General features: G+C 63.3%; 22 protein-coding genes. 7 read left to right on the top strand and 15 right to left on the bottom strand.

What is annotated here, in order from left to right:
• Nucleotides 1–255: 255 nt before the first annotated feature.
• The 14 genes from wecB to ACW11F_RS09865 form a co-directional block, all read right to left on the bottom strand.
• Nucleotides 256–1,410, bottom strand: a complete 1,155-nt coding sequence (gene wecB / locus ACW11F_RS09930) for a non-hydrolyzing UDP-N-acetylglucosamine 2-epimerase (protein ID WP_456996744.1) — start codon at nt 1,408–1,410, stop codon at nt 256–258.
• A gap of 59 nt (nt 1,411–1,469) precedes the next feature.
• Nucleotides 1,470–1,889 carry a hypothetical protein gene (locus ACW11F_RS09925; RefSeq protein WP_456996743.1) on the bottom strand — a complete coding sequence of 140 codons (420 nt, stop codon included), beginning with the start codon at nt 1,887–1,889 and terminating at the stop codon, nt 1,470–1,472.
• A 70-nt stretch (nt 1,890–1,959) separates the two neighbouring features.
• Nucleotides 1,960–3,390 (bottom strand): hypothetical protein, encoded by a 1,431-nt coding sequence (locus ACW11F_RS09920; protein WP_456996742.1) that lies wholly within the window; start codon nt 3,388–3,390, stop codon nt 1,960–1,962.
• A gap of 278 nt (nt 3,391–3,668) precedes the next feature.
• A complete protein-coding gene (rffA, locus tag ACW11F_RS09915; RefSeq protein WP_456996741.1) occupies nt 3,669–4,820 on the bottom strand; it encodes a dTDP-4-amino-4,6-dideoxygalactose transaminase in 1,152 nt (383 codons plus the stop codon).
• 26 nt (nt 4,821–4,846) lie between these two features.
• The gene (locus ACW11F_RS09910; protein WP_456996740.1) at nt 4,847–5,212 is read right to left on the bottom strand and encodes an EamA family transporter; all 366 of its coding nucleotides are present in this window, start codon (nt 5,210–5,212) and stop codon (nt 4,847–4,849) included.
• 4 nt (nt 5,213–5,216) lie between these two features.
• On the bottom strand, nt 5,217–6,437 hold the full coding sequence (locus tag ACW11F_RS09905) for an acyl-CoA reductase (protein ID WP_456996739.1): 1,221 nt from the start codon (nt 6,435–6,437) through the stop codon (nt 5,217–5,219).
• Nucleotides 6,434–7,525 carry a LuxE/PaaK family acyltransferase gene (locus tag ACW11F_RS09900; RefSeq protein ID WP_456996738.1) on the bottom strand — a complete coding sequence of 364 codons (1,092 nt, stop codon included), beginning with the start codon at nt 7,523–7,525 and terminating at the stop codon, nt 6,434–6,436. The genes ACW11F_RS09905 and ACW11F_RS09900 overlap by 4 nt, the downstream gene beginning before the upstream one ends.
• The gene (locus tag ACW11F_RS09895; RefSeq protein ID WP_456996737.1) at nt 7,522–8,928 is read right to left on the bottom strand and encodes an AMP-binding protein; all 1,407 of its coding nucleotides are present in this window, start codon (nt 8,926–8,928) and stop codon (nt 7,522–7,524) included. The genes ACW11F_RS09900 and ACW11F_RS09895 overlap by 4 nt, the downstream gene beginning before the upstream one ends.
• A complete protein-coding gene (locus ACW11F_RS09890; protein WP_456996736.1) occupies nt 8,925–9,668 on the bottom strand; it encodes an SDR family NAD(P)-dependent oxidoreductase in 744 nt (247 codons plus the stop codon). Before ACW11F_RS09890 ends, ACW11F_RS09895 begins: the two co-directional genes overlap by 4 nt.
• A gap of 1 nt (nt 9,669) precedes the next feature.
• A complete protein-coding gene (locus tag ACW11F_RS09885; RefSeq protein WP_456996735.1) occupies nt 9,670–9,912 on the bottom strand; it encodes an acyl carrier protein in 243 nt (80 codons plus the stop codon).
• Nucleotides 9,909–10,688 (bottom strand): GNAT family N-acetyltransferase, encoded by a 780-nt coding sequence (locus ACW11F_RS09880; protein WP_456996734.1) that lies wholly within the window; start codon nt 10,686–10,688, stop codon nt 9,909–9,911. The genes ACW11F_RS09885 and ACW11F_RS09880 overlap by 4 nt, the downstream gene beginning before the upstream one ends.
• Nucleotides 10,685–11,602: a glycosyltransferase family 2 protein gene (locus tag ACW11F_RS09875; RefSeq protein ID WP_456996733.1), complete on the bottom strand. Its 918-nt coding sequence runs from the start codon at nt 11,600–11,602 to the stop codon at nt 10,685–10,687. The genes ACW11F_RS09880 and ACW11F_RS09875 overlap by 4 nt, the downstream gene beginning before the upstream one ends.
• Nucleotides 11,603–11,684: 82 nt before the next feature.
• Nucleotides 11,685–12,623: an electron transfer flavoprotein subunit alpha/FixB family protein gene (locus ACW11F_RS09870; RefSeq protein WP_456996732.1), complete on the bottom strand. Its 939-nt coding sequence runs from the start codon at nt 12,621–12,623 to the stop codon at nt 11,685–11,687.
• Nucleotides 12,623–13,369 (bottom strand): electron transfer flavoprotein subunit beta/FixA family protein, encoded by a 747-nt coding sequence (locus ACW11F_RS09865; protein WP_456996731.1) that lies wholly within the window; start codon nt 13,367–13,369, stop codon nt 12,623–12,625. Before ACW11F_RS09865 ends, ACW11F_RS09870 begins: the two co-directional genes overlap by 1 nt.
• Nucleotides 13,370–13,478: 109 nt before the next feature.
• Here ACW11F_RS09865 and rfbB point away from each other — a divergent pair, with 109 nt between their 5' ends.
• The 7 genes from rfbB (at nt 13,479) to ACW11F_RS09830 (ending at nt 19,768) form a co-directional block, all read left to right on the top strand.
• A complete protein-coding gene (gene rfbB, locus ACW11F_RS09860) occupies nt 13,479–14,531 on the top strand; it encodes a dTDP-glucose 4,6-dehydratase (protein ID WP_456996730.1) in 1,053 nt (350 codons plus the stop codon).
• A gap of 15 nt (nt 14,532–14,546) precedes the next feature.
• A complete protein-coding gene (gene rfbA / locus ACW11F_RS09855; RefSeq protein WP_456996729.1) occupies nt 14,547–15,431 on the top strand; it encodes a glucose-1-phosphate thymidylyltransferase RfbA in 885 nt (294 codons plus the stop codon).
• Entirely contained in the window at nt 15,428–15,985 is a 558-nt protein-coding gene (gene rfbC, locus ACW11F_RS09850) for a dTDP-4-dehydrorhamnose 3,5-epimerase (protein WP_456996728.1), read from the top strand. The genes rfbA and rfbC overlap by 4 nt, the downstream gene beginning before the upstream one ends.
• Complete coding sequence (gene rfbD, locus ACW11F_RS09845; RefSeq protein ID WP_456996727.1) at nt 15,982–16,884, top strand: dTDP-4-dehydrorhamnose reductase; 903 nt, start codon at nt 15,982–15,984, stop codon at nt 16,882–16,884. The genes rfbC and rfbD overlap by 4 nt, the downstream gene beginning before the upstream one ends.
• Before the next feature lie 52 nt (nt 16,885–16,936).
• A complete protein-coding gene (locus tag ACW11F_RS09840; protein ID WP_456997091.1) occupies nt 16,937–18,349 on the top strand; it encodes a mannose-1-phosphate guanylyltransferase/mannose-6-phosphate isomerase in 1,413 nt (470 codons plus the stop codon).
• 85 nt (nt 18,350–18,434) lie between these two features.
• A complete protein-coding gene (locus tag ACW11F_RS09835) occupies nt 18,435–19,142 on the top strand; it encodes a CoA transferase subunit A (protein WP_456996725.1) in 708 nt (235 codons plus the stop codon).
• Nucleotides 19,142–19,768 carry a CoA transferase subunit B gene (locus ACW11F_RS09830; RefSeq protein ID WP_456996724.1) on the top strand — a complete coding sequence of 209 codons (627 nt, stop codon included), beginning with the start codon at nt 19,142–19,144 and terminating at the stop codon, nt 19,766–19,768. The genes ACW11F_RS09835 and ACW11F_RS09830 overlap by 1 nt, the downstream gene beginning before the upstream one ends.
• A gap of 38 nt (nt 19,769–19,806) precedes the next feature.
• Here the strand turns inward: ACW11F_RS09830 and ACW11F_RS09825 are convergent, their stop codons facing one another.
• Nucleotides 19,807–21,876, bottom strand: coding sequence for a glycoside hydrolase family 99-like domain-containing protein (locus tag ACW11F_RS09825; protein WP_456996723.1), 2,070 nt, complete (start codon nt 21,874–21,876; stop codon nt 19,807–19,809).
• Nucleotides 21,877–21,883: the final 7 nt, after the last annotated feature.

Raw genomic sequence — 21,883 nt, 5'->3', positions numbered from 1 at the left:
GACGCGGTGATGGTGAGGATGAAGATGCCACGCAAAGCGGTGCTCTACATATCAGCCGTTAGTATCGGAATCGGAGAAAATTGCGACAATGCCGGTAGTCTTCTTGGGCACCGTTGAACTACAGACACCCACGATCCTCGGAGTGAAAAACACGATGTACGCGTGCAACGCGACCGCCAGAATGCGACGGCAGCGAAAGTAGTTAGCAATCTTTCTCCCTGGCACCTGTTGAAAGTCCAGGCTAAGCACGCGCTATCAACGTCTTTCCACGGCTGTGCTCGGCGATCCCAGTAGTGATTCGGTGATACGTTGTGCCGCCATGCCGTCACCGTACGGGTTGTGGGCTTGAGACATCCGATCGTATTCGGAGGTATCGTCCAGAAGTCGACTGGCCTCTCCAACGATGCTGCGCGCGCGCGCACCGACCAGTTTTACCGTGCCGGCTTCAACGGCCTCCGGGCGTTCGGTGGTATCGCGCATGACAAGGACAGGCTTGCCCAAGGATGGCGCTTCTTCCTGAATGCCACCGGAGTCGGTGATGATCAGGCTCGAGCGGCTCATCAAGTAGACGAAGGGCAGATAGTCCTGCGGTGCAATCAGGTGGACGTTGTCCAGCCCATCAAGATGGCGCTTGACCGGCGCTTGGACGTTCGGGTTCAGGTGGACCGGATAGACTAGTTGCACGTCATCACGCTTGGCCAAAGATTTGAGCGCCAGACATATCTGCTCCATCCCATCCCCAAAATTTTCGCGGCGATGTCCGGTGACCAGAATCATCCGCTTGCCGGGATCCAGGAAGGGGAAGCGGTCTGCCATGCTGTTGGTCAGTTCCGTGTCGTGTGCAAGACGCTGAGTGACCTGCAGCAATGCATCGATCACGGTGTTGCCGGTGACTTCGATGCTCTTGTCGGGGAATCCTTCAGCCAGCAGATTGGCTCTGGCACCCGCGGTCGGTGCGAAATGCCAGCGCGACAGGGGTGCGGTCAGGCGCCGGTTCGCTTCCTCCGGCCATGGCGCGGCCAAATCGCCAGTGCGCAGTCCGGCTTCGACGTGGCCGACCGGCACACGGTTGTAGAACGCTGCCATGGCAGAGGCGAGCGTGGTGCTGGTGTCGCCATGGACCAGCACGGCGTCTGGCTGATGCCATGCAATCGCATCGCTCATGCCCTCCAGCAGCCGTGAAAAAAGTTGCGGCAACGACTGGTTGGGTTGCATCACGCCAAGATCCTCGTCCGGGACGATACCGAACAGTTCCAGTACCTGGTCCAGCATCTGCCGATGCTGTGCCGTGACGCAAACCACCACTTCGGCACGTGGGTCAGCCTGCAGCGCATGCACGACCGGGGCCATCTTGATTGCCTCGGGCCGGGTGCCGAATGCGACGAGGACTTTTCTGACGGGTTGGCTCATCAAGATTTCATGGGTTGAGGTGCGAAAGCTTTTGGAGATGGTGGCGGAAAACACCGAATTCAGCAGCCAACGCCGGTGATCGTGATTTCCTCGAGTTGCTCACCAGTTTGCGACTTCAGACGAAACCGCAAGCCCGGGCGCAGCCACGGTCCGGTCTGGATGCTGCCAGCATCAGCAGGTTGTTCTGCAAAAGGTTGGTCAGCGCCATTTTCGTCACTGACGAAAATACCGATTGCCTGACCGCTTAGCTCGGGGAGATGCCAATGCAGTGTGGTGGCGACACCGTTTGCGACATCGCATTCGCGAACGGTTGAAGGCCGGGCGCAGAAGCGACAGTTCTCGACTTCCGTTGCCGGACTTTCGATGGCTTGCGCAGTCGGCGCTTCGGCGCTGACAATGGTTTCAGTTGCAGGATTTGGCTCGCGAAAGCATGCGGTAGCCAGTAGTGCAAGGGTGGAGGCAAGCAGGCTCTTCTTCATTCCTTTCTTTCCAATAGTCATGTGCCATGAGGACTGCTGTCCAAGCGTCCAGCCACGTCGTGCAGACGTATCAATCGTCAAGTTCTGGGTGCCGTGGGGATAGCTGGTATCTATCCATTACCGATGTCGAGTAGGCGTTCAGCTGATACGTCTTGAGGAAATTGATCAACATTTTACGTTCCTCTTGGGAGGCGTTGCAGATGACGAGCATGGGCAAGCATTGCTCGGGGGTGGATTCGGGTGCGTCGCCGAGCATAATCATCTGTGCAGCCATTTGGTGATAATACGCTTGCAGATACGCGCCCTCTTTCCATGTAAAGAGCGACAACGGAATCTGCAACAGCACGATGGATCCAGCGACGACGGTGGGAAACGTGCGTCGCCAGCTTGAATGCCGGCCTGCGGCCACGGTCATCATCAAAATTGCAACGATCGATAGCGAAAACAACAGCGGATAGCGCGGCTCATTGGCGTAGTTGGCGCCGAACTGTGGAACGCGAACGAGAAAGATGCCGGCTGCTGCCGCATAGCTGAAGAGCATCAGTGCGACACTGGAAAATGTGGTGATATTCCAGCGGTCCATGGCCGCGCGCCACCAGAACCAGCCGTGCGCCAGCGCCACGAGCAGTGCCAGCGCAGCTTGCACGATGTCGGCTTTGCTTGGGAAATAGTGCAACAATTGGTTGATGTGTACGACGGAAGTCGCCAAGACGATCTTCGTGAACTGCAGCAATTGCGAAGGGCCGATGTTACCCTGCCCAGAGCCGCCATCAGCACTTAGGGCAGAACCCATGGCGCCGTGCAGGTACCAGCTGCTGAGTGCGGTATACAACAGGATTGAAGTGATGACCAGAAGGATGGTCAGCATTGGTCTGCGCCAACCACTCGCCTGACCCGTCAGGCGATACAACACGGTAGCACCGATCAGTGCGGCGGCGAGGAGGCTGGCACCACTATCTTGGGTGAAGGCGATCAGCAGCATCACCAGCGCAAGCGGCATCAGACGGCCATCGACAAGTAAATGCCATGCGGCTGTCGCAGCAAGCAGCAGCAGCAGAGGCAACATGAAGCCGAGAGTGACCAAAGACCAGCTGAAGACCATGCCGCTGTTGAGCGAAAACAGAACGCCGGCGACAGCTGCGGTGGTAACAATGAAATGCAAGTGCGAGTGCCCGCCCTCGATAGCGCCCTTGCGCATCTGCGAGAACGCTGCAAGGAACGTCAACAGGGCCAACACCAACCCCACGTATGACTCAATGACGAAGTCAAGGTTGAACCATCTTGCGTTGGCCAGAAGCAACAGTTTCTGGATAGGTTGGGCGTGGTCGTCGCTGCTACGTTTGACGTAAAAATCGACAACCCCCACTCCTTCCGAATACGCTTTTTGTAGGAACGTGTCAACGAAGTACCAAGCATCCGAGGACAGCAGAGGGTTGCCGGCATAGGCGATGTACAGCGCCACGTTCGCCAATGCGAGCAGCGGCAGAACCAACGCCGCCATCCAGTACAGGGAGCGTTGATCCAGCTGTGTCGTCGCCGACAGGTCCGGCGGTGCAGTCGATGAAGGCATTCGTTCAGGAAGAGTTGAGCGGGCTGTCGCGGCGGCTGAGGCTGTGGGTGTCAGGCATTTGAAGCAGTGGATAGGCATGCAGCGCATGGGGTCCAAGTGCATCTTGCCCCATGACTGTCTTGCTTCCTATCCTGCTGCAATCCCCGGCAAGAGGTGCTTCGGATTGATGCAAAGTTATAGTCATGCGCCGGGTGGCAGGTATCGCACGTTCATTGCTTTTGGTGGGCGTCGCTGATTGCAGCAAGAGCGTTGTCGGCCGCCGCGAAAATGGTGTCCAGATGTGCTTCGACTCCGAGCCACAACGGAAGCCGCACGAGCCTTTCGCTGACGTTGTTGGTAACTTCCAGGCTTCCCGAAGCGCGACCGAACTTTTCTCCAGCAGGTGAGCTGTGCAAGGGCACGTAATGGAACACTGTATGCACACCAGAGGCCTTCATTGCTTCGATGAAGCGTGTGCGTGCCTCAAGGCTGGGCAGCAACAACTGGTACATGTGCGCGTTGTGGCGGCAGTCTCCCGGGATCATTGGACGCGTGATGGTGCCCGCCTCTGCATGTGATCGGGACCATGCGTGGTAGGCATCCCAGATTGCCAGCCTGCGCCGGGTGATGTCTTCGGACGCATCAAGCTGCGCAGAGAGGAAGGCAGCGGTGATTTCGCCTGGCAGGAAGGATGAGCCATGCTCGATCCATGTGTACTTGTCGACCTGACCGCGGAAGAAGCGGCTGCGGTTGGTTCCCTTCTCACGAATCATCTCGGCGCGTTCGACCATCGCCGGGTCGTTGATGAGCAGCGCGCCACCTTCGCCGGAAATCACGTTTTTGGTTTCGTGGAAGCTGAAGCACCCCAGGTCGCCTATGCTGCCCAGTGGCCGTCCTTTGTAGGTGGAGTGGATAGCTTGGGCGGCATCCTCGATGACTTTCAGATCATAGCGGGCGGCAATCGCCATGATGCTGTCCATCTCGCATCCCACGCCTGCGTAGTGCACCACGCAGATCGCGCGGGTACGCGGGGTGATGGCGGCCTCGATCAGCCGCTCGTCGATGTTGAAAGTGTCGGGGCGGATATCCACGAATACCGGCACCGCGCCCCTCAGCACGAATGCATTCGCGGTGGATACGAAGGTGAAGGACGGCATGATCACTTCGTCGCCTGGCTCGAGGTCAATCAACAGCGCGGCCATTTCCAGCGCAGCGGTGCAACTGTGAGTGAGCAGCGCCTTGTGGCTGCCAGTCATCGATTCCAGCGCGGCATGGCATTTGCGCGTGAAGGCGCCGTCTCCCGAAAGGTGACCGTTGGCATGTGCCTGGACGATGTTATGGATTTCGTTGCCGGTGAGATGCGGCTTGTTGAAAGGGATCAAGTTGTGGCCTCGCTTGGAATATCGGATCAGGCTGTGGAGCGGGAGAGCACTAGAACACCCAGCATGATGATCGCCGTGCCGGCGATCTTGTAACCATCCAGCCGCTCTTGAAAGAGCACGCTGGCCATCAGGGCAACCAGCACGAAATTGATCGCCATGAACGGGTAGGCCTTGCTCAAGGGAAGCTTGTTGATCGCAGCCATCCAGCAAATCGAAGCGCCGAATGCGGCGATGAATGCCGAGATGACCCAAGGCTTGAGCAGCAGCATGATGATGTTGGTGGGGACCAGCGGGGTGGACAACAGTTGGGCATTGATGTCCGCCTGCCACTTCAGCACCAGCTGGCCGTAGACGGTCAGCAGGATGGTCAGGGCGATGAAGAAATAAGGCATGGTCTCAACAGCCGGTCAGTGTCGTTTGTCGGGTCAGGATCTGATACAGATCGGTACCATCCCAGACGTTGTCGAAATCCAGTGCGCGGCCAACGGGAACGATGCGGTCAATGGCGCGGTTGCCAATGCCTTGCAGCAGTTCGACCAATTGCTGCCGGTCAAAGCCGTGCTGGACAAGGGTCTGGTCACGTTCATCGAGCTGAGCAGCGAGTTGCCGGAGCTCCTGCAGAGGGACTTCGACAACCAGTCCGTATCCGGACTGCAACTCGCGTGAGCTGCCGTCGGCATGCAGGGCAGCAAGCGGCAGCGGGAAGTCGGCGAAATCACAATCCGTGCCATCGATCTTGCCTTGGGCAGCAAGCAGGTGGCTGTCGGTGACACGTTGCATCAGCGCGGCGGTTTCGTCCTGGAAGCTGCGTGCCTGTGCATGCACCCGAGGCCAGAACACCTGTTTGGCCATAGCGATTTCCTGATCACTGCCGATCCAGAACAGTGAGCGCGGCGAGGAGCAGGCCTGTTGCGAGAACCACAGCAGGTCGTTGCAGAAGCGGTGGGCAAATCTTTCAAGCTGCTCGTCATCCATCTCGGCCACGGCACTGGCCTTGAATGCAGCGACGCCGAAGCGATCGGCAAAGGCAAGCTCCACAGCTAGCGGGGCCAGCGGGATCGAGCGGATCCGAGCCACCGTGGCATCTCCACCCCAGATGATGCGCGCATGGGCACGGGCCGAAATCGCCGTCGTGATGCTGTCATCGTGCGGGTAGGTGAGCAGCAGGTTGCGTTGAATGATGGATTGGTGGCCCGACTCGGCGCGTATCTGCTCAAGCAGCCCAAGCAGGCTATCGCGCTGCGCGCCGCCCTTCTGCGAGAGCCGGGCCACGTTGCGGTTGCCGCACAGCACCGACATCAACCAGGCGTAGGCGAACAGTACGTCGACGTTGGAAGGGGCCAAGTGGAACACCGTGCCGCGAGCCATCCGTACGCCGCTGCCGGAAGCCTGGACTCGTTCGGCCATGTTGTTGATCGCGGCCGGGCGGAACCAGTGCGAGAGGGTGGCCAGTTCCGGGAAGTCACGGAGTCGTGGCAACTTCAGGATGCGTTGCGAAAACTCGGCCACGAACTCGCGAGCTTCCGGACTGAATGGTTGCAACGGCGGCAATGCGCTGATCCGTTCGAGCTGATCGGGAAGATCATGCCCTGAGGCGGCAAACAGCAAGGTGCTCATGCCGGCATCGTCCGGGTATCGCTGCAGCCGCGCATCTCCACATTGCGGATGCGTCCGAGGATGCTGAAGTGCTTGCCCAGCCGACCACAGGCGCAATCGTCTTCGCCATGGATCACGCCCAGGTCCTCGGTGAGAATGCTGTGGCCCGGGTAGCTGCGCGGCAGCAGGCTCAGTACCTGGACGATGCCGGGCTGTCCATGCGCGACAGGCTCCAGGGTGCGTTCGTCGCGGACGATGACATCGGCATAAGCCGGGGCGTGCAACCGGCCGTGTTCGCACTCGAAGAAGATCGAACCGACCTGCTCGACCATGCCGTAGTAATTGTGGACGCGGCGCAGGTTGAAGGTTTCTTCCAGCGCAGCCTTGAATGTGGCGTTGTCGACCTTGGCCTCCTCCATTTTCTTCCATCCGCCTCCATGTACCAGAAGACTGTCTTGTGGCAGTGGCAGCTTAATGCCATCCCGGCGTGCAGCCATGACGATCGACTGCCAGACAATGAAGGTGAAACCGAACAGCAGCAGCGGTTGGTCGCCGACCTTCTCCAGCCACCTGCGAAGACCATCCCAATCCGGTTGCAACTGCTCATCCATCAAGTAGTGGTGGTCGCGACCGAAATTGGAAAAGCCGAGGATGCCGGCGGCGCGTGCATTGAAGCGACTGCGGTCACGCATGAAGCCGTTGTTGTCCAGCACGAGCATTGGCAAGCGCTTGCCGCCGGCGAAGTGCGAAAAAATGCGAGCCAAGGCCTTGGCTTGTGAACGGGCGGTATCGGCGTCCAAGTAAATGCGAGAGACCGCCGCTCCGGTCGTGCCGCTTGAGACCAAGGTGCGACTGACCGCGTCGTCGGGGATGCTCTTGAGGTCAAGGAGTTTGAACAGACGCACCGGCAGCCAAGGCACCGCTTCCAGCGAATCGGACTGCCCTGCACGGGGCCATAGCGCTTGAAGCATGTTGCCGTAGGGCGCGCAACGAGCCTGGTGATGGCGAGTCAGGGCATCCAGACCATCACGCAACCACGTGCGCTTGTCTTCGCGGCCAATCGAAAAGACCTCGATATCCAGAGGAGACTCGGTCTGGGGCATGGTCATGTGCCGGACTCTTCGATCTGCATCAGGGCGTTGTAGTCGATCTTGCCATTGGAAAGCGTGGGCAGGGCCTGGATGCCGTGCACCCGAACCAGCCCGGAGAATATCCGCAGGCGCAGTTGCAGGAACTGCTTGACGGTGCTTTCGTCGATGCCTGCATCGGTCGGCAGGAACACCAGCAGCCTGTCGTCGCGCCCGCTGCAGGCGACGTGGGTGGCGTACTCGGCGGAGAGCAGGGCCTCGACTTCGTCGAGATTGACGCGGTTGCCTGAGAGCTTGATGAAGCGCTTGGCTCGACCCGTGATGTAGTAGAAACCGTCGTCGTCGCGTCGAGCCAGGTCGCCGGTGTGCAGGACGCCCTGAAGCACATCGCCAAGTGCGAGATCCTGCCGGTTCCCGGCGTAGCCGAGCATCACGTTCGGGCCGCGATACACCAGTTCGCCGGTCTCCGGGTGCAGTGAAAGATCGCCGCCCGGAATGGCGATGCCGATGCTGCCGATCTTGCCGGGCAGCCGGTCCGGCGGCAGATAGCTGATCCGTGGCGATGCTTCGGTCTGGCCATACATCACGAAAAAGGAAACCCCTGACTGACTGCCCAGCTTGGCGAAGTGCTCGACCATCGCATCGCGCAGCTTGCCGCCCGCTTGGGTGAGCATGCGGAGGCGATCCAGTCCATGCTGCTGCAGACCGACCCGGCGCAACATCTCGAAGGTCGCCGGTACGCCGGACAGCGATGTGATGCCGTGCGTGCGCGCCAGGGTCCAGAATTCGCGGCTGACGAGTGGTGCGTCGGTCAGTACCAGCGAGCCACCGGCCTGCAGGTGGCTGTTGAGAATCGACATGCCGTAGGAATAGGCCAGCGGCAAGGTGGTGATGGCGCGGTCCTCGTGGGTGAGGCCCAGGTATTCAACGATGGCTCGTGAATTGGCGGCCAGCCCTTCACGCGAGAGCCTCACCAGCTTGGCGGATCCGGTGCTGCCGGAAGTGCTCAGCAGCAGCCCCAGTTCGGGATGCAGTGCCGGGTGTTCTGCCGACGCGGACAGATGATGCAGCTGCATGCCCTGGTGCGCGTGCTGCCGGACCGCTTGGCCAGGCACGTGGTCATGCTCCGGCAACGCGATCCAGTCCGGCTGGTAATGTGCGACCAAATCGGCCAGCAGTGCCGGATCCATGCCCGGCTGCAGCAGCAGCGGTACCTGTCGGCCACTGCGCAAACAGGCCAGGTACAGGGCGATTGCCGAAGCGGTATTGGGCATGGCCAACAGGCCCAAACCCGGGCCATCCGGAAGTTGTGCCATCCAATGGTCGGCCAGCGCAGCCAGCTGTGCGTAAGTCCAGTTGCGCTCTGCCTCGACCAGCGCAATGTGCTCGGCCGGGTGCGTCTCGAGTTGCCAAAAGGCGCTCATACCGACATCTGCCCGTCAATGCCGATGACCTGCCCGGTGACGTAGCCGAACTGCGGGCCTAGCAGGGAAGTGATGACATCGGCGACTTCATCGGCGCGACCGGGCCGACCCATGCCTATCGAGGAAACACGCTTGGCATGCGCCTGCTCCGGCATGCCTCGGGTCATGTCGGTGTCGATGAAGCCCGGGGCCACGGCATTTACCCGGATGCCGCGCGGCGCCAGCTCCTTTGCCGCTGCGCGTGTCGCGCCGATCAACGCGGCCTTGCTGGCTGAATACAGGGTCAGTCCGGCAGCACCCTGACTGCCCATGATGGACACCACATTGACGACGCTGCCCTGCTTGCGGCGGCTCATGATCCGCGCGGCCAGCTGCATCAGCATCAATGGTGCGCGGACGTTGATCGCCAGCACTCGGTCGATGTCGTCAGGGCGGATCATGCCCAGCAGGCCTTCGTGCAAGATGCCGGCATTGTTGACCAGCCCGTCCAGCTGGCCGAAGCGGCCGGACAAATCGCGGAACATGGCAGAGATCGCATCGACATCGGCCAGGTCCAGCGGGCTTGCCCAGACTTCCGCCGCTCCGGCATCCCGACAAGCCGACGTCGTGCTTTCGAGCGCCTGCGTGTCGCGGGCGATCAACGCCAGGCGCGCACCGCTTGCGGCGACACTCAGAGCCACCGCGCGGCCGATGCCCCGGCTCGCGCCGGTGACCAGGATGACCGGAGGTGAAGCTTGCATGTCAGGACAGGTACTTGGCCACGATGTTGCGGGCCATGCCCACGGTATTCATGTCGATCACGTCTTCCATGTCGATCATGATCCCGAATGCTTCTTCCAGTGCGGCGATGATCGACATGTGGGCGATCGAGTCCCACTGCGGGATCGTCGCGTACTTCAGGTCATTGGTGATGTCGGAGGCAGGCAGGCCGAGCACGGAAGCAAAGGCCTGCACCAGTGGGTCATTGGTTGGTGATTCGTTCACAGGAATTTCCGGTATCCCATCAAGGTGGCGTCGAAATGGAAGCCAAGCCGTGAGTACAGGTTCAGTACTCCGGTATTGGCCGCTGAAATGAGCGTGGAACATCGAGTCACGCCGCGCTGGTGGAGTGATTGCAGGGCAACCGTCCACAGTGGCAGTGAGAGCATGGCATAGGCTGAAGCGGTGCCAGTCAGGATCAGATCGGCATGGCGCTCCTCCCAATCAACCTGTTCGGCATGGAAGCCGATGCATTGTCCGCGGGACATCGCCACTTGGGCAAGCCCTTGGCACACCAGATCGGAGATCCAGTTGGCAGAACGTTCGGCAGCCAGTTCACGGGGAATTGCCGGATCCTCCAGGAAACGTCCGTGGTCGAAATCCACACGAGCGATTTCGGCCAAAACCGGAATATCCTCGGGAACCGCCGGGCGCATGGTGGGACGCATGCCGCTCGGAACCGGCGGCAATCCGGCGAAGCCTGCCTTGGACAGCGCCAATGAACATTCGACGATGGTGAAGCCACAGCCCAGCACTGCCTGCTTCGTCTCTGCGTGGTTGGCATCGAACCGGCCGAACAGATATCCGGCTTGTTGTTGTCGGGCCCAGTCCTCGGCCCTCCCCAGAAGTTCGCGTATGTGCGTGGTGGTTTGGTCAGAAGTTGCTGCGAGAGCCAGGATTTCCGCAGTGCGCATGCCCAGTGCGCGCTCGTCCCAAGGTGTGAGCCGCACCTGAAGCGAACAGCCACCCGCCTCAAGCTGGCACGTGGATGTGTTGCTCATTTGCCGTCCCTGGTGTCTTCGGCTATCACGTAGTAGGGGCGCCCCTGCACGTTGCGGAAAACTTGGCCGACGTACAGCCCAACCACGCCTAGACTGAACAGCAACAGGCCACCGATCAGCCAGATCGAAGCCATCAGCGACGTGTAACCCAGCACGCTGGTATTGCCTTCGAACCAACTGACGATGGCGTAGGCGACCATCAGGAACGAGGCGCTTGCACAGGCAAGTCCCGCATAGGCCACCAGCTTCAGAGGCTTCTCGGAGTAGCCGAGGATGATGCCAGTGGCCAAGCGCAGCAGTTTGCGCAGCGTGTAGCTGCTGTTGCCTTCGCCCCGCGCCGCGTGCTCGACATCAAGGGTGCCGTGCTTGAAACCTGCCCATTTGACCATCAGCGGGAAGGAGCGGTCGCGCTCAGGCATGCGGTTGATGGTGTCGATGACCCGTCGGTGGAAAATCCCGAAATTGGCGGTGCTGGGGTCCTGAGGAGCGCCTGTCATCCAGCTCAACACCTTGAAGAAAGCCCAGGAGGACAGTCGCTTGGGACCCGAATCCTTGCGGTTCATGCGACGCGCGAAGACCACGTCGAGATTCTGCGCAGTGACGTGCTCGAACAATGCGGGAATGGCGTTTGGTGGATCCTGAAGATCGCAGTCCATCACCACCACCCATCGTCCGCGTGTCGCTTCGATGCCTGCCGAGATCGCCGAGTGTTGGCCGAAGTTTCGGGCCAGGCGCAGTCCGCGCACGACGGGGTGGGTCTGTGAAAGTTCGAGGATGCGTGGCCATGCCGCGTCTGGACTGGCGTCATCCACGAGGATGATCTCGAACGCCGGCGTTATGCTGCCGACATGCTTGCTTATGGAGTCGACCAAGTCCTCCAGGCAGCCCCGGCAGCCGTAAATAGGTGAGACCACCGAAATCAGAGTGTCGGGTACCGCAGGCTGTATTGGTGCACTCTCGTGCCGGTGGGGCATTGGTTCGACAGACATGGGTCGGTTAAATGTTGGACTGCAGCTCTGGCAAGATCTGGAACAAATCCCCCACCAACCCGATGTCGGCGATCTCGAAGATCGGCGCGTCCGGGTCCTTGTTGATGGCGACGATGGTGCCGGCGTCCTTGATCCCGGTCAGGTGCTGGATCGCGCCGGAGATGCCGATGGCGATGTACAGCTCGGGGGCGATGATCTTGCCAGTCTGGCCGACCTGCATGTCGTTGGGCACGTAGCCGGCATCGACCGCGGCGCGCGATGCGCCGACGCCGGCACCGAGCTTGTCGGCGAACTCGTAGATGATCTTGAAGTTCTCGGCGCTGCCGACGCCGCGACCGCCGGAGACCACGCGCCTGGCGGCCTGCAGGTCGGGGCGGTCAGAGCTGGCCGCTTCCAGCCCGACGAAGCGGGTGTGGCCGGGCAGCTCGGCCTCGACGCTGACGTTCTCGACGCTGGCGTTGCCGCCCTTGGCCGCTTCCGGCCATGAGGCGCTGCGCACGGTGGCGACCACCGGCGCGTCGGTCGGCGCCTTCACCGTGATGATGGCGTTGCCGGCATAGATCGGGCGCTTGAAGGTGTGCGCATCGTCCACCGCCATGATGTCCGAGACCTGGCCGACGCCAAGCAGCGCGGCCACGCATGGCATCAGGTCCTTGCCGAAGGTGGTGCTGGGGCCGAACACGTGGCTGCAGCCTTCGGCCAGCTTGGCGACCTGCGGCGCCAGCAGCTGGGCGATGGTGTGTTCGTTGGCGGCATGGGCCACGGCCAGCACCTTGCCGACGCCGTCGATCTGCGCGGCTTCGGCGGCGACGGCGGTCGGGTCGGCGGCCAGCACCACGATGTCGATGGCTTCGGGCGCGAATGCCTTGGCCGCGGAGACGCACTTGGCGGTGGCGGCGTTGAGGGCGCCGCCGGCGTGTTCGGCGACGATCAGGACCTTGGACATCACAGCAACCCCTTCTCTTTGAGCTTGGCGACCAGCTCGGCCGCATCCTTGACCATGATCCCGCGGCTGCGCTGCGCCGGCGGCGCGTAGTGGGTGGTTTCCAGCGCATGGCCCGGCGCCACGCCCAGGTCGGCCAGGGCGAGGGTTTCCAGCGGCTTGCTCTTGGCCTTCATGATGTCCGGCAGCTTGATGAAGCGCGGCTCGTTCAGGCGCAGGTCGGTGGTGATCACCGCCGGCAGGTCCACTTCCAGCGTTTCCAGGCCGGCGTCCACTTCACGGGTGACGGTGGCTTTTTCGCCTTCGACCACCACCTTGCTGGCGAAGGTCGCCTGCGGGCGGCGCCACAGCGTGGCCAGCATCTGCCCGGTCTGGTTGGCGTCATCGTCGATCGCCTGCTTGCCCAGCAGCACCAGTCCGGGCTGCTCCTTCTCGATCAGCTTGAGCAGGATGCGCGCGGCGGTGAGTGGCTGTACCGCCTCGTCGCTGACCACGTGGATGGCGCGGTTCGCGCCCATGGCCAGGCCATTGCGCAGATGCGGCTGGGCGTCGGCCGGGGCGATGCTGGCGACGATCACTTCGCCGGCATGGCCGGCATCGCGCAGGCGCAGGGCTTCCTCCAGCGCGATGTCATCGAACGGATTGGGCGAGAGCTTCACGCCCTGGGTGACCACGCCCGAACCGTCGGGCTTGACCTGGACGCGGACGTTGGCGTCGATGACGCGCTTGTAACCGACGAGGATTTTCATGGGCGTGCAGCCTTCGGAATCACGAATGCAAGCGCCTCATTCTAACGGAGACGAACGCGCCCATGAGCAGCCGATTACAATGCCGCCTCGGATGATCAGGAAGCAAGTGATGGATACGTGGTTGGTAACAGGTGGCGCCGGCTTCATCGGTGGCAACTTCGTGCTGCAGGCCGTGCGCGACGGGATCAAGGTGGTCAACCTTGATGCCCTGACCTATGCCGGCAACCTCGACACGCTGGCCTCGCTGGGGGGGAATCCGCAGCATGTGTTCGTGCATGGCGACATCGGTGATGGCGAGCTGGTCACCCGGTTGCTGGACGAACACCAGCCGGATGCGGTGATCAATTTCGCCGCCGAGAGCCATGTGGACCGCTCGATCGACGGACCGGCAGCGTTCGTGCAGACCAATGTGGTCGGCACCTTGGCGCTGCTGGAGGCGGTGCGCGATTACTGGAAGTCTCTGGACGAAGTGAAGCGGGACGCCTTCCGCTTCCTGCACGTGTCCACCGACGAGGTCTACGGCTCGTTGGGTGAGACCGGCTTGTTCACCGAAGAAACCGCCTATGCTCCGAACTCGCCGTATTCGGCTTCCAAGGCCGCCTCGGACCACCTGGTGCGTGCGTTTCACCATACTTACGGGCTGCCGGTGCTGACCACCAACTGTTCGAACAACTACGGCCCGTACCAGTTCCCGGAAAAGCTCATCCCGCTGATCATCGCCAAGGCGATCGCGGGCGAGCCGTTGCCGATCTACGGTGATGGCCGCAATGTGCGCGACTGGCTGTACGTCGGCGATCACTGTACGGCGATCCGCGCGGTGCTGGCCGGTGGCCGGGTGGGCGAGGTGTACAACGTCGGCGGCAATGCCGAGAAGCGCAACATCGAAGTGGCGAAGACGATCTGCGCCCTGCTTGATGCCAGGCGTCCACGCGAGGATGGCAGGAAGTACGAAGAGCAGATCACCTACGTCAAGGACCGGCCCGGCCATGACCGCCGTTATGCCATCGACGCCGGCAAGATCCGCGCCGAGCTGGGCTGGGAGCCGGCGCACAGCTTCGAGCAGGGCATCGCCGACACCGTGGACTGGTATCTGTCCAACCAGGACTGGGTGCAGCGGGTGCTGGACGGCAGCTACCGCCTGGAACGGATCGGACAAGGCTGAGGAGGCGCATCAGGCATGCAACGCAAGGGCATCATCCTCGCCGGGGGCTCCGGCACCCGGCTTTATCCCATCACCCAGGGCATCAGCAAGCAGCTGTTGCCGGTGTACGACAAGCCGATGATCTATTACCCGCTCAGCGTGCTGATGCTGGCGGGGATCCGCGAGGTGCTGATCATCAACACCCCGCATGAGCAGGCCCTGTTCAAGAGCTTGCTGGGCGATGGTTCGCAGTGGGGCATGCACATCGAGTACGCGGTGCAGCCGAGCCCGGATGGGCTGGCGCAGGCGTTCACCATCGGCCGCGATTTTCTCGATGGCGCACCCAGCTGCCTGGTGTTGGGCGACAACATCTTCCATGGCCCGGGCCTGACCGCGATGCTCAAGCGCGCCGACGCCCGCACCGAGGGCGCGACCGTGTTCGGCTATTGGGTGCAGGATCCCGAGCGCTATGGCGTGGCCGAGTTCGATGCCGAAGGCCGGGTGATCGGGCTGGAGGAGAAGCCGGCGCAGCCGCGTTCGCACTACGCGGTCACCGGCCTGTATTTCTACGACGGGCGGGCGCCGGAGTTCGCTGCCGCACTCACCCCCTCGCCGCGTGGCGAATTGGAGATCACCGACCTCAACAAGTGCTATCTGGATGAAGGCTCGCTGCGCCTGGAGCAGCTCGGCCGTGGCTATGCCTGGCTGGATACCGGTACCCATCAATCCTTGCTGGAAGCGTCCAACTACATCGAGACGATCGAAGCACGCCAGGGCCTGCGGGTGTGCTGCCCGGAGGAGATCGCCTGGAACAATGGCTGGATCAGTGACGATGACCTGCGCGCCCTGGCCGAGCCGCTGGCCAAGAACGGCTATGGTCGCTACCTGATCAGCCTGCCCGAGCGCGGATTCGTGCCATGAACATCATCGCCACCGACTTGCCGGGCTGCCTGATCCTCGAGCCGCGCGTGTTCGCCGACGAACGTGGGTTTTTCTTCGAATCATTCAATGTCGACAAGCTGCACGCATCGGGACTGCCATTGAGCTTCAAGCAGGGCAACGTCTCGTCGTCCAGCCATGGCGTGCTGCGCGGCCTGCATTACCAGTGGCCCAAGCCGCAGGGCAAACTGGTCTGGGTGCTGGCGGGCGAGGTATGGGATGTGGCGGTCGACATCCGCCGTGGCTCGCCGACCTTCGGCCAATCGACCGCGGTGCTGCTGAGCGCGGAAAACAGGCGCCAGTTCTGGATTCCCGAGGGCTTCGCCCACGGCTTCGTGGCGTTGCGTGACGACACCTTGTTCACTTACCTGTGTACCGAAACCTACGACCCGCAGGCGGATGCCAATATCGCCTGGAATGACCCGCAACTGGCGATCGACTGGCCGATCGCGGCGCCGCAACTCTCGCCCAAGGATGCCGCCGCTCCCCTGCTGGCCGACGTGGCACCGGAGCGGCTGCCGGTCTTCGTGCCATGAGGGTGCTGCTGCTTGGTGCCAACGGCCAGGTGGGTCGCGAGTGTCGGCGTGCGTTGCCGGCACAGGGCTTCGATGTGGCCTGTGCGTCGCGCGATGGACGCCTGGATGATGGCGCGGCCTGCGAAGAGGCCGATCTGGCGCAGCCGGGCATGGCGGCAGCCCTCGTCGAGCGCATGCGTCCGCAGGCGGTGATCAATGCGGCGGCCTATACCGCCGTGGATCGGGCGGAAACCGAACGCGATTTGGCGATGCGGGTGAATGGCGAGGCCGTGGCCGAGATCGCCGCGGCCTGTCGCGAACAGGATATCCCGCTGCTGCACTACTCGACGGATTATGTGTTCGATGGGCAGGCACAGCAGCCCTACGCGCCCGATGCACCGACCGCGCCGCTCGGTGTCTACGGCGCCAGCAAGCTGGCTGGCGAACAGGCGATCCGTGCCAGCGGCGCTCGCCACGTGATCCTGCGCACCGCCTGGGTCTATGCCGCGCATGGTCACAATTTCCTGCGCACCATGCTGCGCCTGGCGGGCGAGCGTGATGAGCTGCGCGTGGTCGCAGACCAGCGGGGGACGCCGACCCCGGCCGCACTGATCGCCGATGTCACGGCCCACGTGCTCGGCACGGGTGTGTCCCGCAGTGGCACCTGGCATCTCACCGCTGGCGGTGAAACCACGTGGCACGGCTTTGCCCAGGCGATCATGGAGCAGGCATGCGAGCGCGGCATGCTCGCGCGCAAGCCGCTGGTGATGCCCATCACCAGCGCCGAATTCCCGACGCCGGCACGGCGTCCGGCCTACTCGGTACTGGACACCACCCGCCTGTGCCGCGATTGGGGCGTGGAATTGCCGCACTGGCAGGTGGCGCTGGGCGCCGTGCTCGACGAGCTGAACGCGCCTTGATGCGGTGCTCGCCGTGGACGCAGGCATGGCCGAATCGCGGCATCATGCGCGGATGATTGTTCCGGTGATTCTCAGTGGCGGCAGCGGAACCCGGCTGTGGCCGTATTCGCGCCGCAACATGCCCAAACAGTTCCTGCGCCTGAGCGGCGAGGAAACCCTGTTCCAGGCCACCGCGCGACGGGCCGCCGCGATTCCCGGCACGCGGCCGGTATTGACCGTGTGCGCGGAGGCGCATCGCTTCCTCGTGGCCGAGCAGTTGCAGGCGATGAACCTTGCCGGCAGCGGCATCCTGCTCGAGCCGGTGGCCCGCAACACCGCGCCGGCGATCGCGCTGGCGGCGCTGCATGTGGTGGCGGACACCCCGGACGCGCTGCTGCTGGTGCTGCCGGCCGACCACGTGATCGAGGATGAGGCCGCATTCCGGCAAGCGGTGCAGGCCGGCTTGCCGCAGGCCCGGGCCGGGGCGCTGGTGACATTCGGCATCGCGCCCTCGCATGCGGAAACCGGCTACGGCTACATCCGTGTGGGTGACGTGCTGGAACCGGGCGTGCATCGGATCGAGGCATTCATCGAAAAGCCCGATGCCGAGCGTGCGCGGCAGTACCTGGCCAGCGGTGACTACGCATGGAACTCGGGCATGTTCCTGTTCCGTGCGCAAAGTTACCTTGATGCCCTGGCCGAGCATGCGCCGGCAATGCTGGACGCCGCCCGCGCCGGCCTGCAGCAGGCGCGTGCCGACCTGGACTTCATCCGTGTCGATGCCGAAGCATTCGCCGCCAGCCCCGCCGACTCGATCGACTACGCGGTGATGGAGCGCGCCGGCAACGCGGTGGTGGTGCCGGTGGATTGCGGTTGGAGTGACATCGGATCGTGGTCGTCGCTGTGGGATGTGGGTGCCAAGGATGCGCAGGGGAACTCGCAGACCGGCGACACCCTTGCCATGGATACCCGCGACAGTTATCTGCAAGCCGCCGATGGGCGCATGATCGCCACGCTCGGTGTGCGCGACCTGGTGGTGGTGGACACCGCCGATGCCGTGCTGGTCACGCATCGCGAGCGCGCGCAGGACGTCAAATCGCTGGTCGATGCGCTGCAGGCGCAGGGCCGCTGCGAGCACCTGCAGCATCGCCAGGTCCACCGGCCCTGGGGCCATTACGACCTGCTTGCCAAGGGTCCGGGCTTCCAGGCCAAACGCATCCTGATCAAGCCTGGCGCCGCGCTCAGCCTGCAGCGCCACCAGCACCGCGCCGAGCACTGGATCGTGGTTCGCGGCAGCGCCGAAGTGACTTGTGGCGACTGCGTATTTCAACTGCACGCCAACCAGAGCACCTATATCCCGCAGGGCAGCGTGCACCGCCTGCGCAACACCACCGATGTGCCGGTGGAATTGATCGAAGTGCAGTCCGGCGACTATCTGGGCGAGGACGATATCGAACGGCTGGACGACGTGTACGGTCGCAGCTGAGCGGCATCGTACCTTCGTCCAGTGCCGCCGAAACGCCATGGCCGGCAGGCTAGACTGTGTGTCCACGAATCCCGGGGCCCGTTCGATGAGCCAAAACAAGCTGTATTCCGATGCAACGGCCGCGTTGGCCGACGTGGTGGCCGATGGCCAGACCTTCGCCGTGGGCGGCTTCGGCCTGTGTGGCATTCCCGAGGCGCTGATCGAAGCGTTGCGTGATTCGGGTGTCACCGGGCTGACGGTGATTTCCAACAATGCCGGGGTCGATGGCTTCGGTCTCGGTCAGCTGCTGGAAACCCGGCAGATCAGCAAGATGGTCGCGTCCTACGTGGGCGAGAACAAGGAGTTCGAGCGCCAGTACCTGGCCGGCGAGCTGGAGCTGGAGTTCAATCCGCAGGGCACCCTGGCCGAGCGCCTGCGTGCCGGCGGCGCCGGCATTCCCGCATTCTTCACCGCCACCGGCTACGGCACGGTGGTCGCCGAAGGCAAGGAAACCCGCGAGTTCGACGGCCGCCATTACGTGCTGGAAACCGCGTTGATCGCCGACGTGGCGCTGGTCAAGGCGTGGAAGGCCGACCGTGCCGGCAACCTGCTGTTCCGCAAGACCGCACGCAACTTCAACCCGGCCTGCGCCATGGCCGGCAAGGTCTGCATCGTCGAGGTCGAGGAGCTGGTCGAAACCGGCAGCATCGATCCGGACCAGGTGCACCTGCCGGGCATCTACGTCGACCGCATCGTGGTCAATCCCAACCCCGAGAAGCGCATCGAACAGCGCACCGTGCGAGGAGCGAACTGATGGCCTGGACCCGTGAACAGATGGCGCAACGCGCCGCCCGCGAACTGAGTGACGGCGCCTACGTGAACCTCGGCATCGGCCTGCCGACGCTGGTCGCCAACCATATCCCCGAGGGCATGGAAGTGTGGCTGCAAAGCGAGAACGGCCTGCTCGGGATCGGCCCGTTCCCGACCGAGGACGAGGTCGACGCCGACCTGATCAACGCCGGCAAGCAGACCGTGACCGCGATGACCGGCGCCAGTTTCTTCGGCAGCCACGACAGCTTCGCGATGATCCGCGGCGGCCATATTGACCTCGCCATCCTGGGCGCGATGGAAGTCACCGACAAGGGTGATCTGGCCAACTGGATGGTGCCGGGCAAGATGGTCAAGGGCATGGGCGGGGCGATGGACCTGGTGGCCGGGGTCAAGCGCGTGGTGGTGCTGATGGAGCACACCACCAAGACCGGCGCACCCAAGATCCTGCCCGAATGCACCCTGCCGCTGACCGGCGTGGGCGTTGTCAGCCGCATCATCACCGACCTTGGCGTGTTCGACATCACCGATGCCGGCCTCAAGCTGGTGGAACTGGCCGATGGCGTCAGCGCCGAGGAAGTGAAGGAAAAGACCGGCGTGCCGGTGCACTGAGCCACGTCCCGCCCACGCAGGCGGGACTCGCGCTCAGTTCAATCGATCTGCGCATAACGATGCCGCGAGGGCAGGGCGGCATCGGGCGGCCATGACCTGAGTTCGAAGCCGCCCTGGGTCACGCAGGCGGCGATGATCCGTTCGATCGCGTGGGCGAGGGTGCCGTCGACCTGTCCCGATTCCGGTTCGAACTCGGCCTCTTCCAGATGTGCATCGAGCAGGGGTCGCAGCGCGGAAAGCCGGCACCAGAACATGCTGCCGGCAGCGAAACGACCATGCTCCATGTCCAGCGGCGCCATGCCGAGGCGGCGCAGCAGCCAGTGCACGCGCTCGGCGTTGGCACCCCAGTAGAACTGCATCGGCGGCAGCTGTTGCGCGGGAACCACCATGCCGAGCCGCGCATCGGCGGCGAACGCGTCGGCGATGCTGCGCGCCTGCGCCGGATGCACCATCGTTTCCAGGAACTCGCGCCGCCATTGATCGCCATCGCGGCGATGCGGTGACTGCTTGGTATGCAGTTTCAGCACCACGTCCTCGCCTTCGTCGAACAGGCGGTTGGCGACGCGCAGAAACGGCAGGATGTCGCGGCCGCGGTTTTCACCGGCAATGATCTCGATGTCCGCGGCATTGGCATGCGTGCGGAATTGCTCTGCCACCTCATGCACGGCAGCGACACGATCCTCGCCGGTGGTGATCACGATGCGCCAGTGCAGGCCGGTGTCGAGCACGCTGCGCAGCAGCTCGGGCAGCAGCTCGACATGCCAGGCATGGAGGATCGCGCAGGCATCGTGCGTGGCCGGCGTTGCCGGAGGCGGCAGCAGGGCAGCGCGCGTCGCATCGAGCCAGGCATGGTCCAGTCGTGCATCCGGCTCCAGCACCGCGCCTTCGCCCCATTCGTTCCACGCATTGACGAACACCAGGTCGTCCGCACCGCGCTCGCGCAGGACCGGCAATCGCTGCTCAATGGTGGCGCGCAGCCAGTCGCGGTAGCGGCGCGGCGCGGCATGCAGCAGGCTGCGGCCGCGGCCGGGACGGCGTGGCGCGTTGTCCCAGCCGCAATTCACCGCCGGATGCAGCGGATACGCCGGTGGCGGCTTGGTCAGGAAGTGCCGCGGCAGATCGCGCCAGTCGAGCACTTCGCCACTGAAGCCGGCATCGGTGAACACCTGGTCCTGGGTGATGTCGGCGGGGCGGGCAAGGTTGGGCGGAAACTCCACCGCAGCGTCGAAACCGATCTCGTGCGGATCGGGCCGCTCGAAGGACTGTGTGTAGGCAAGGTGGATCTCGCCGATGCCGTTGTCGCGGCACCACGCGCGCCAGCGCGCGGCGGTGGCGCGTGCATCCGGCAGCTTTCCGGGGCGATAGACCAGCAGCACCGGCTTGCCATCCACCCGCAGGCAACGCGGATCACGCAGGTAACGCGCCACGTGCGCGATGAAGGCAAGATCATCCGCGGCATCATGCGACTGCGGGATCAACACGTCGCCTGCACGTCCATCCCAGGTGCGGGTCCAGGCTTCGTTGGCCCAGCACAGGCAGAACGCGAGGTCGATGTCGCCGGCATCCAGCCATTGCAGCAGCGGCTGCTCCAGCAGTGTGCGGCCATGGAACCAGTAGAAGTAGAAGCAGAATGCGCTGATGCCGTAATCACGGGCCAGGCTCGCCTGACGGCGCATGACCTCGATCTCGCGCAGGTCATAGGCACCCAGTGCGCCCGGCAGGCGCGGCTGGACGTGGGTGTCGAAGTCCGGGGTCGCGGCCTTTACCGCGCGCCACTCGGTATAGCCCTCGCCCCAGGCCGCATCGTTCTCCGGGATCGGATGGAATTGCGGCAGGTAGAACGCCACCACGCGGGCGGGCAGGGGGTTCGGCAGCGTGATGCGGTGATGCGTGACGGTGCCGATTGCCGGGCCACCATACGTCGGCGCGACGCGCGGCGTTGCCGCGGTGGCCAGCGCCTGCCGGCGCGAGGGACGGATGCGCGGAAAGCGCTCGAAGAACGCCTCGCGCCAGCGGTCACGCGTGGATTCGCCGATCGGCAACCGGCGGAAGCCCGCACGCAGGATGCGGAACAGCCGGTCGCTCAGCCGCGAACGCAAGGAGGGCATCGACGTG

It is taken from the genome of Luteimonas sp. e5, from assembly GCF_054031035.1.
This window is presented reverse-complemented; position numbering and strand designations above follow the sequence as displayed.

Coding starts and splice junctions, on each gene's coding strand:
- wecB (WP_456996744.1), bottom strand. CDS start 1,410: ATGAGCCAACCCGTCAGAAAAGTCCTCGTCGCATTCGGCACCCGGCCC.
- ACW11F_RS09925 (WP_456996743.1), bottom strand. CDS start 1,889: ATGAAGAAGAGCCTGCTTGCCTCCACCCTTGCACTACTGGCTACCGCA.
- ACW11F_RS09920 (WP_456996742.1), bottom strand. CDS start 3,390: ATGGCGGCGTTGGTTCTGCCGCTGCTCGCATTGGCGAACGTGGCGCTG.
- ACW11F_RS09910 (WP_456996740.1), bottom strand. CDS start 5,212: ATGCCTTATTTCTTCATCGCCCTGACCATCCTGCTGACCGTCTACGGC.
- ACW11F_RS09905 (WP_456996739.1), bottom strand. CDS start 6,437: ATGAGCACCTTGCTGTTTGCCGCCTCAGGGCATGATCTTCCCGATCAG.
- ACW11F_RS09900 (WP_456996738.1), bottom strand. CDS start 7,525: ATGACCATGCCCCAGACCGAGTCTCCTCTGGATATCGAGGTCTTTTCG.
- ACW11F_RS09895 (WP_456996737.1), bottom strand. CDS start 8,928: ATGAGCGCCTTTTGGCAACTCGAGACGCACCCGGCCGAGCACATTGCG.
- ACW11F_RS09890 (WP_456996736.1), bottom strand. CDS start 9,668: ATGCAAGCTTCACCTCCGGTCATCCTGGTCACCGGCGCGAGCCGGGGC.
- ACW11F_RS09880 (WP_456996734.1), bottom strand. CDS start 10,688: ATGAGCAACACATCCACGTGCCAGCTTGAGGCGGGTGGCTGTTCGCTT.
- ACW11F_RS09870 (WP_456996732.1), bottom strand. CDS start 12,623: ATGTCCAAGGTCCTGATCGTCGCCGAACACGCCGGCGGCGCCCTCAAC.
- ACW11F_RS09865 (WP_456996731.1), bottom strand. CDS start 13,369: ATGAAAATCCTCGTCGGTTACAAGCGCGTCATCGACGCCAACGTCCGC.
- rfbB (WP_456996730.1), top strand. CDS start 13,479: ATGGATACGTGGTTGGTAACAGGTGGCGCCGGCTTCATCGGTGGCAAC.
- rfbA (WP_456996729.1), top strand. CDS start 14,547: ATGCAACGCAAGGGCATCATCCTCGCCGGGGGCTCCGGCACCCGGCTT.
- rfbC (WP_456996728.1), top strand. CDS start 15,428: ATGAACATCATCGCCACCGACTTGCCGGGCTGCCTGATCCTCGAGCCG.
- rfbD (WP_456996727.1), top strand. CDS start 15,982: ATGAGGGTGCTGCTGCTTGGTGCCAACGGCCAGGTGGGTCGCGAGTGT.
- ACW11F_RS09840 (WP_456997091.1), top strand. CDS start 16,937: ATGATTGTTCCGGTGATTCTCAGTGGCGGCAGCGGAACCCGGCTGTGG.
- ACW11F_RS09835 (WP_456996725.1), top strand. CDS start 18,435: ATGAGCCAAAACAAGCTGTATTCCGATGCAACGGCCGCGTTGGCCGAC.
- ACW11F_RS09830 (WP_456996724.1), top strand. CDS start 19,142: ATGGCCTGGACCCGTGAACAGATGGCGCAACGCGCCGCCCGCGAACTG.
- ACW11F_RS09825 (WP_456996723.1), bottom strand. CDS start 21,876: ATGCCCTCCTTGCGTTCGCGGCTGAGCGACCGGCTGTTCCGCATCCTG.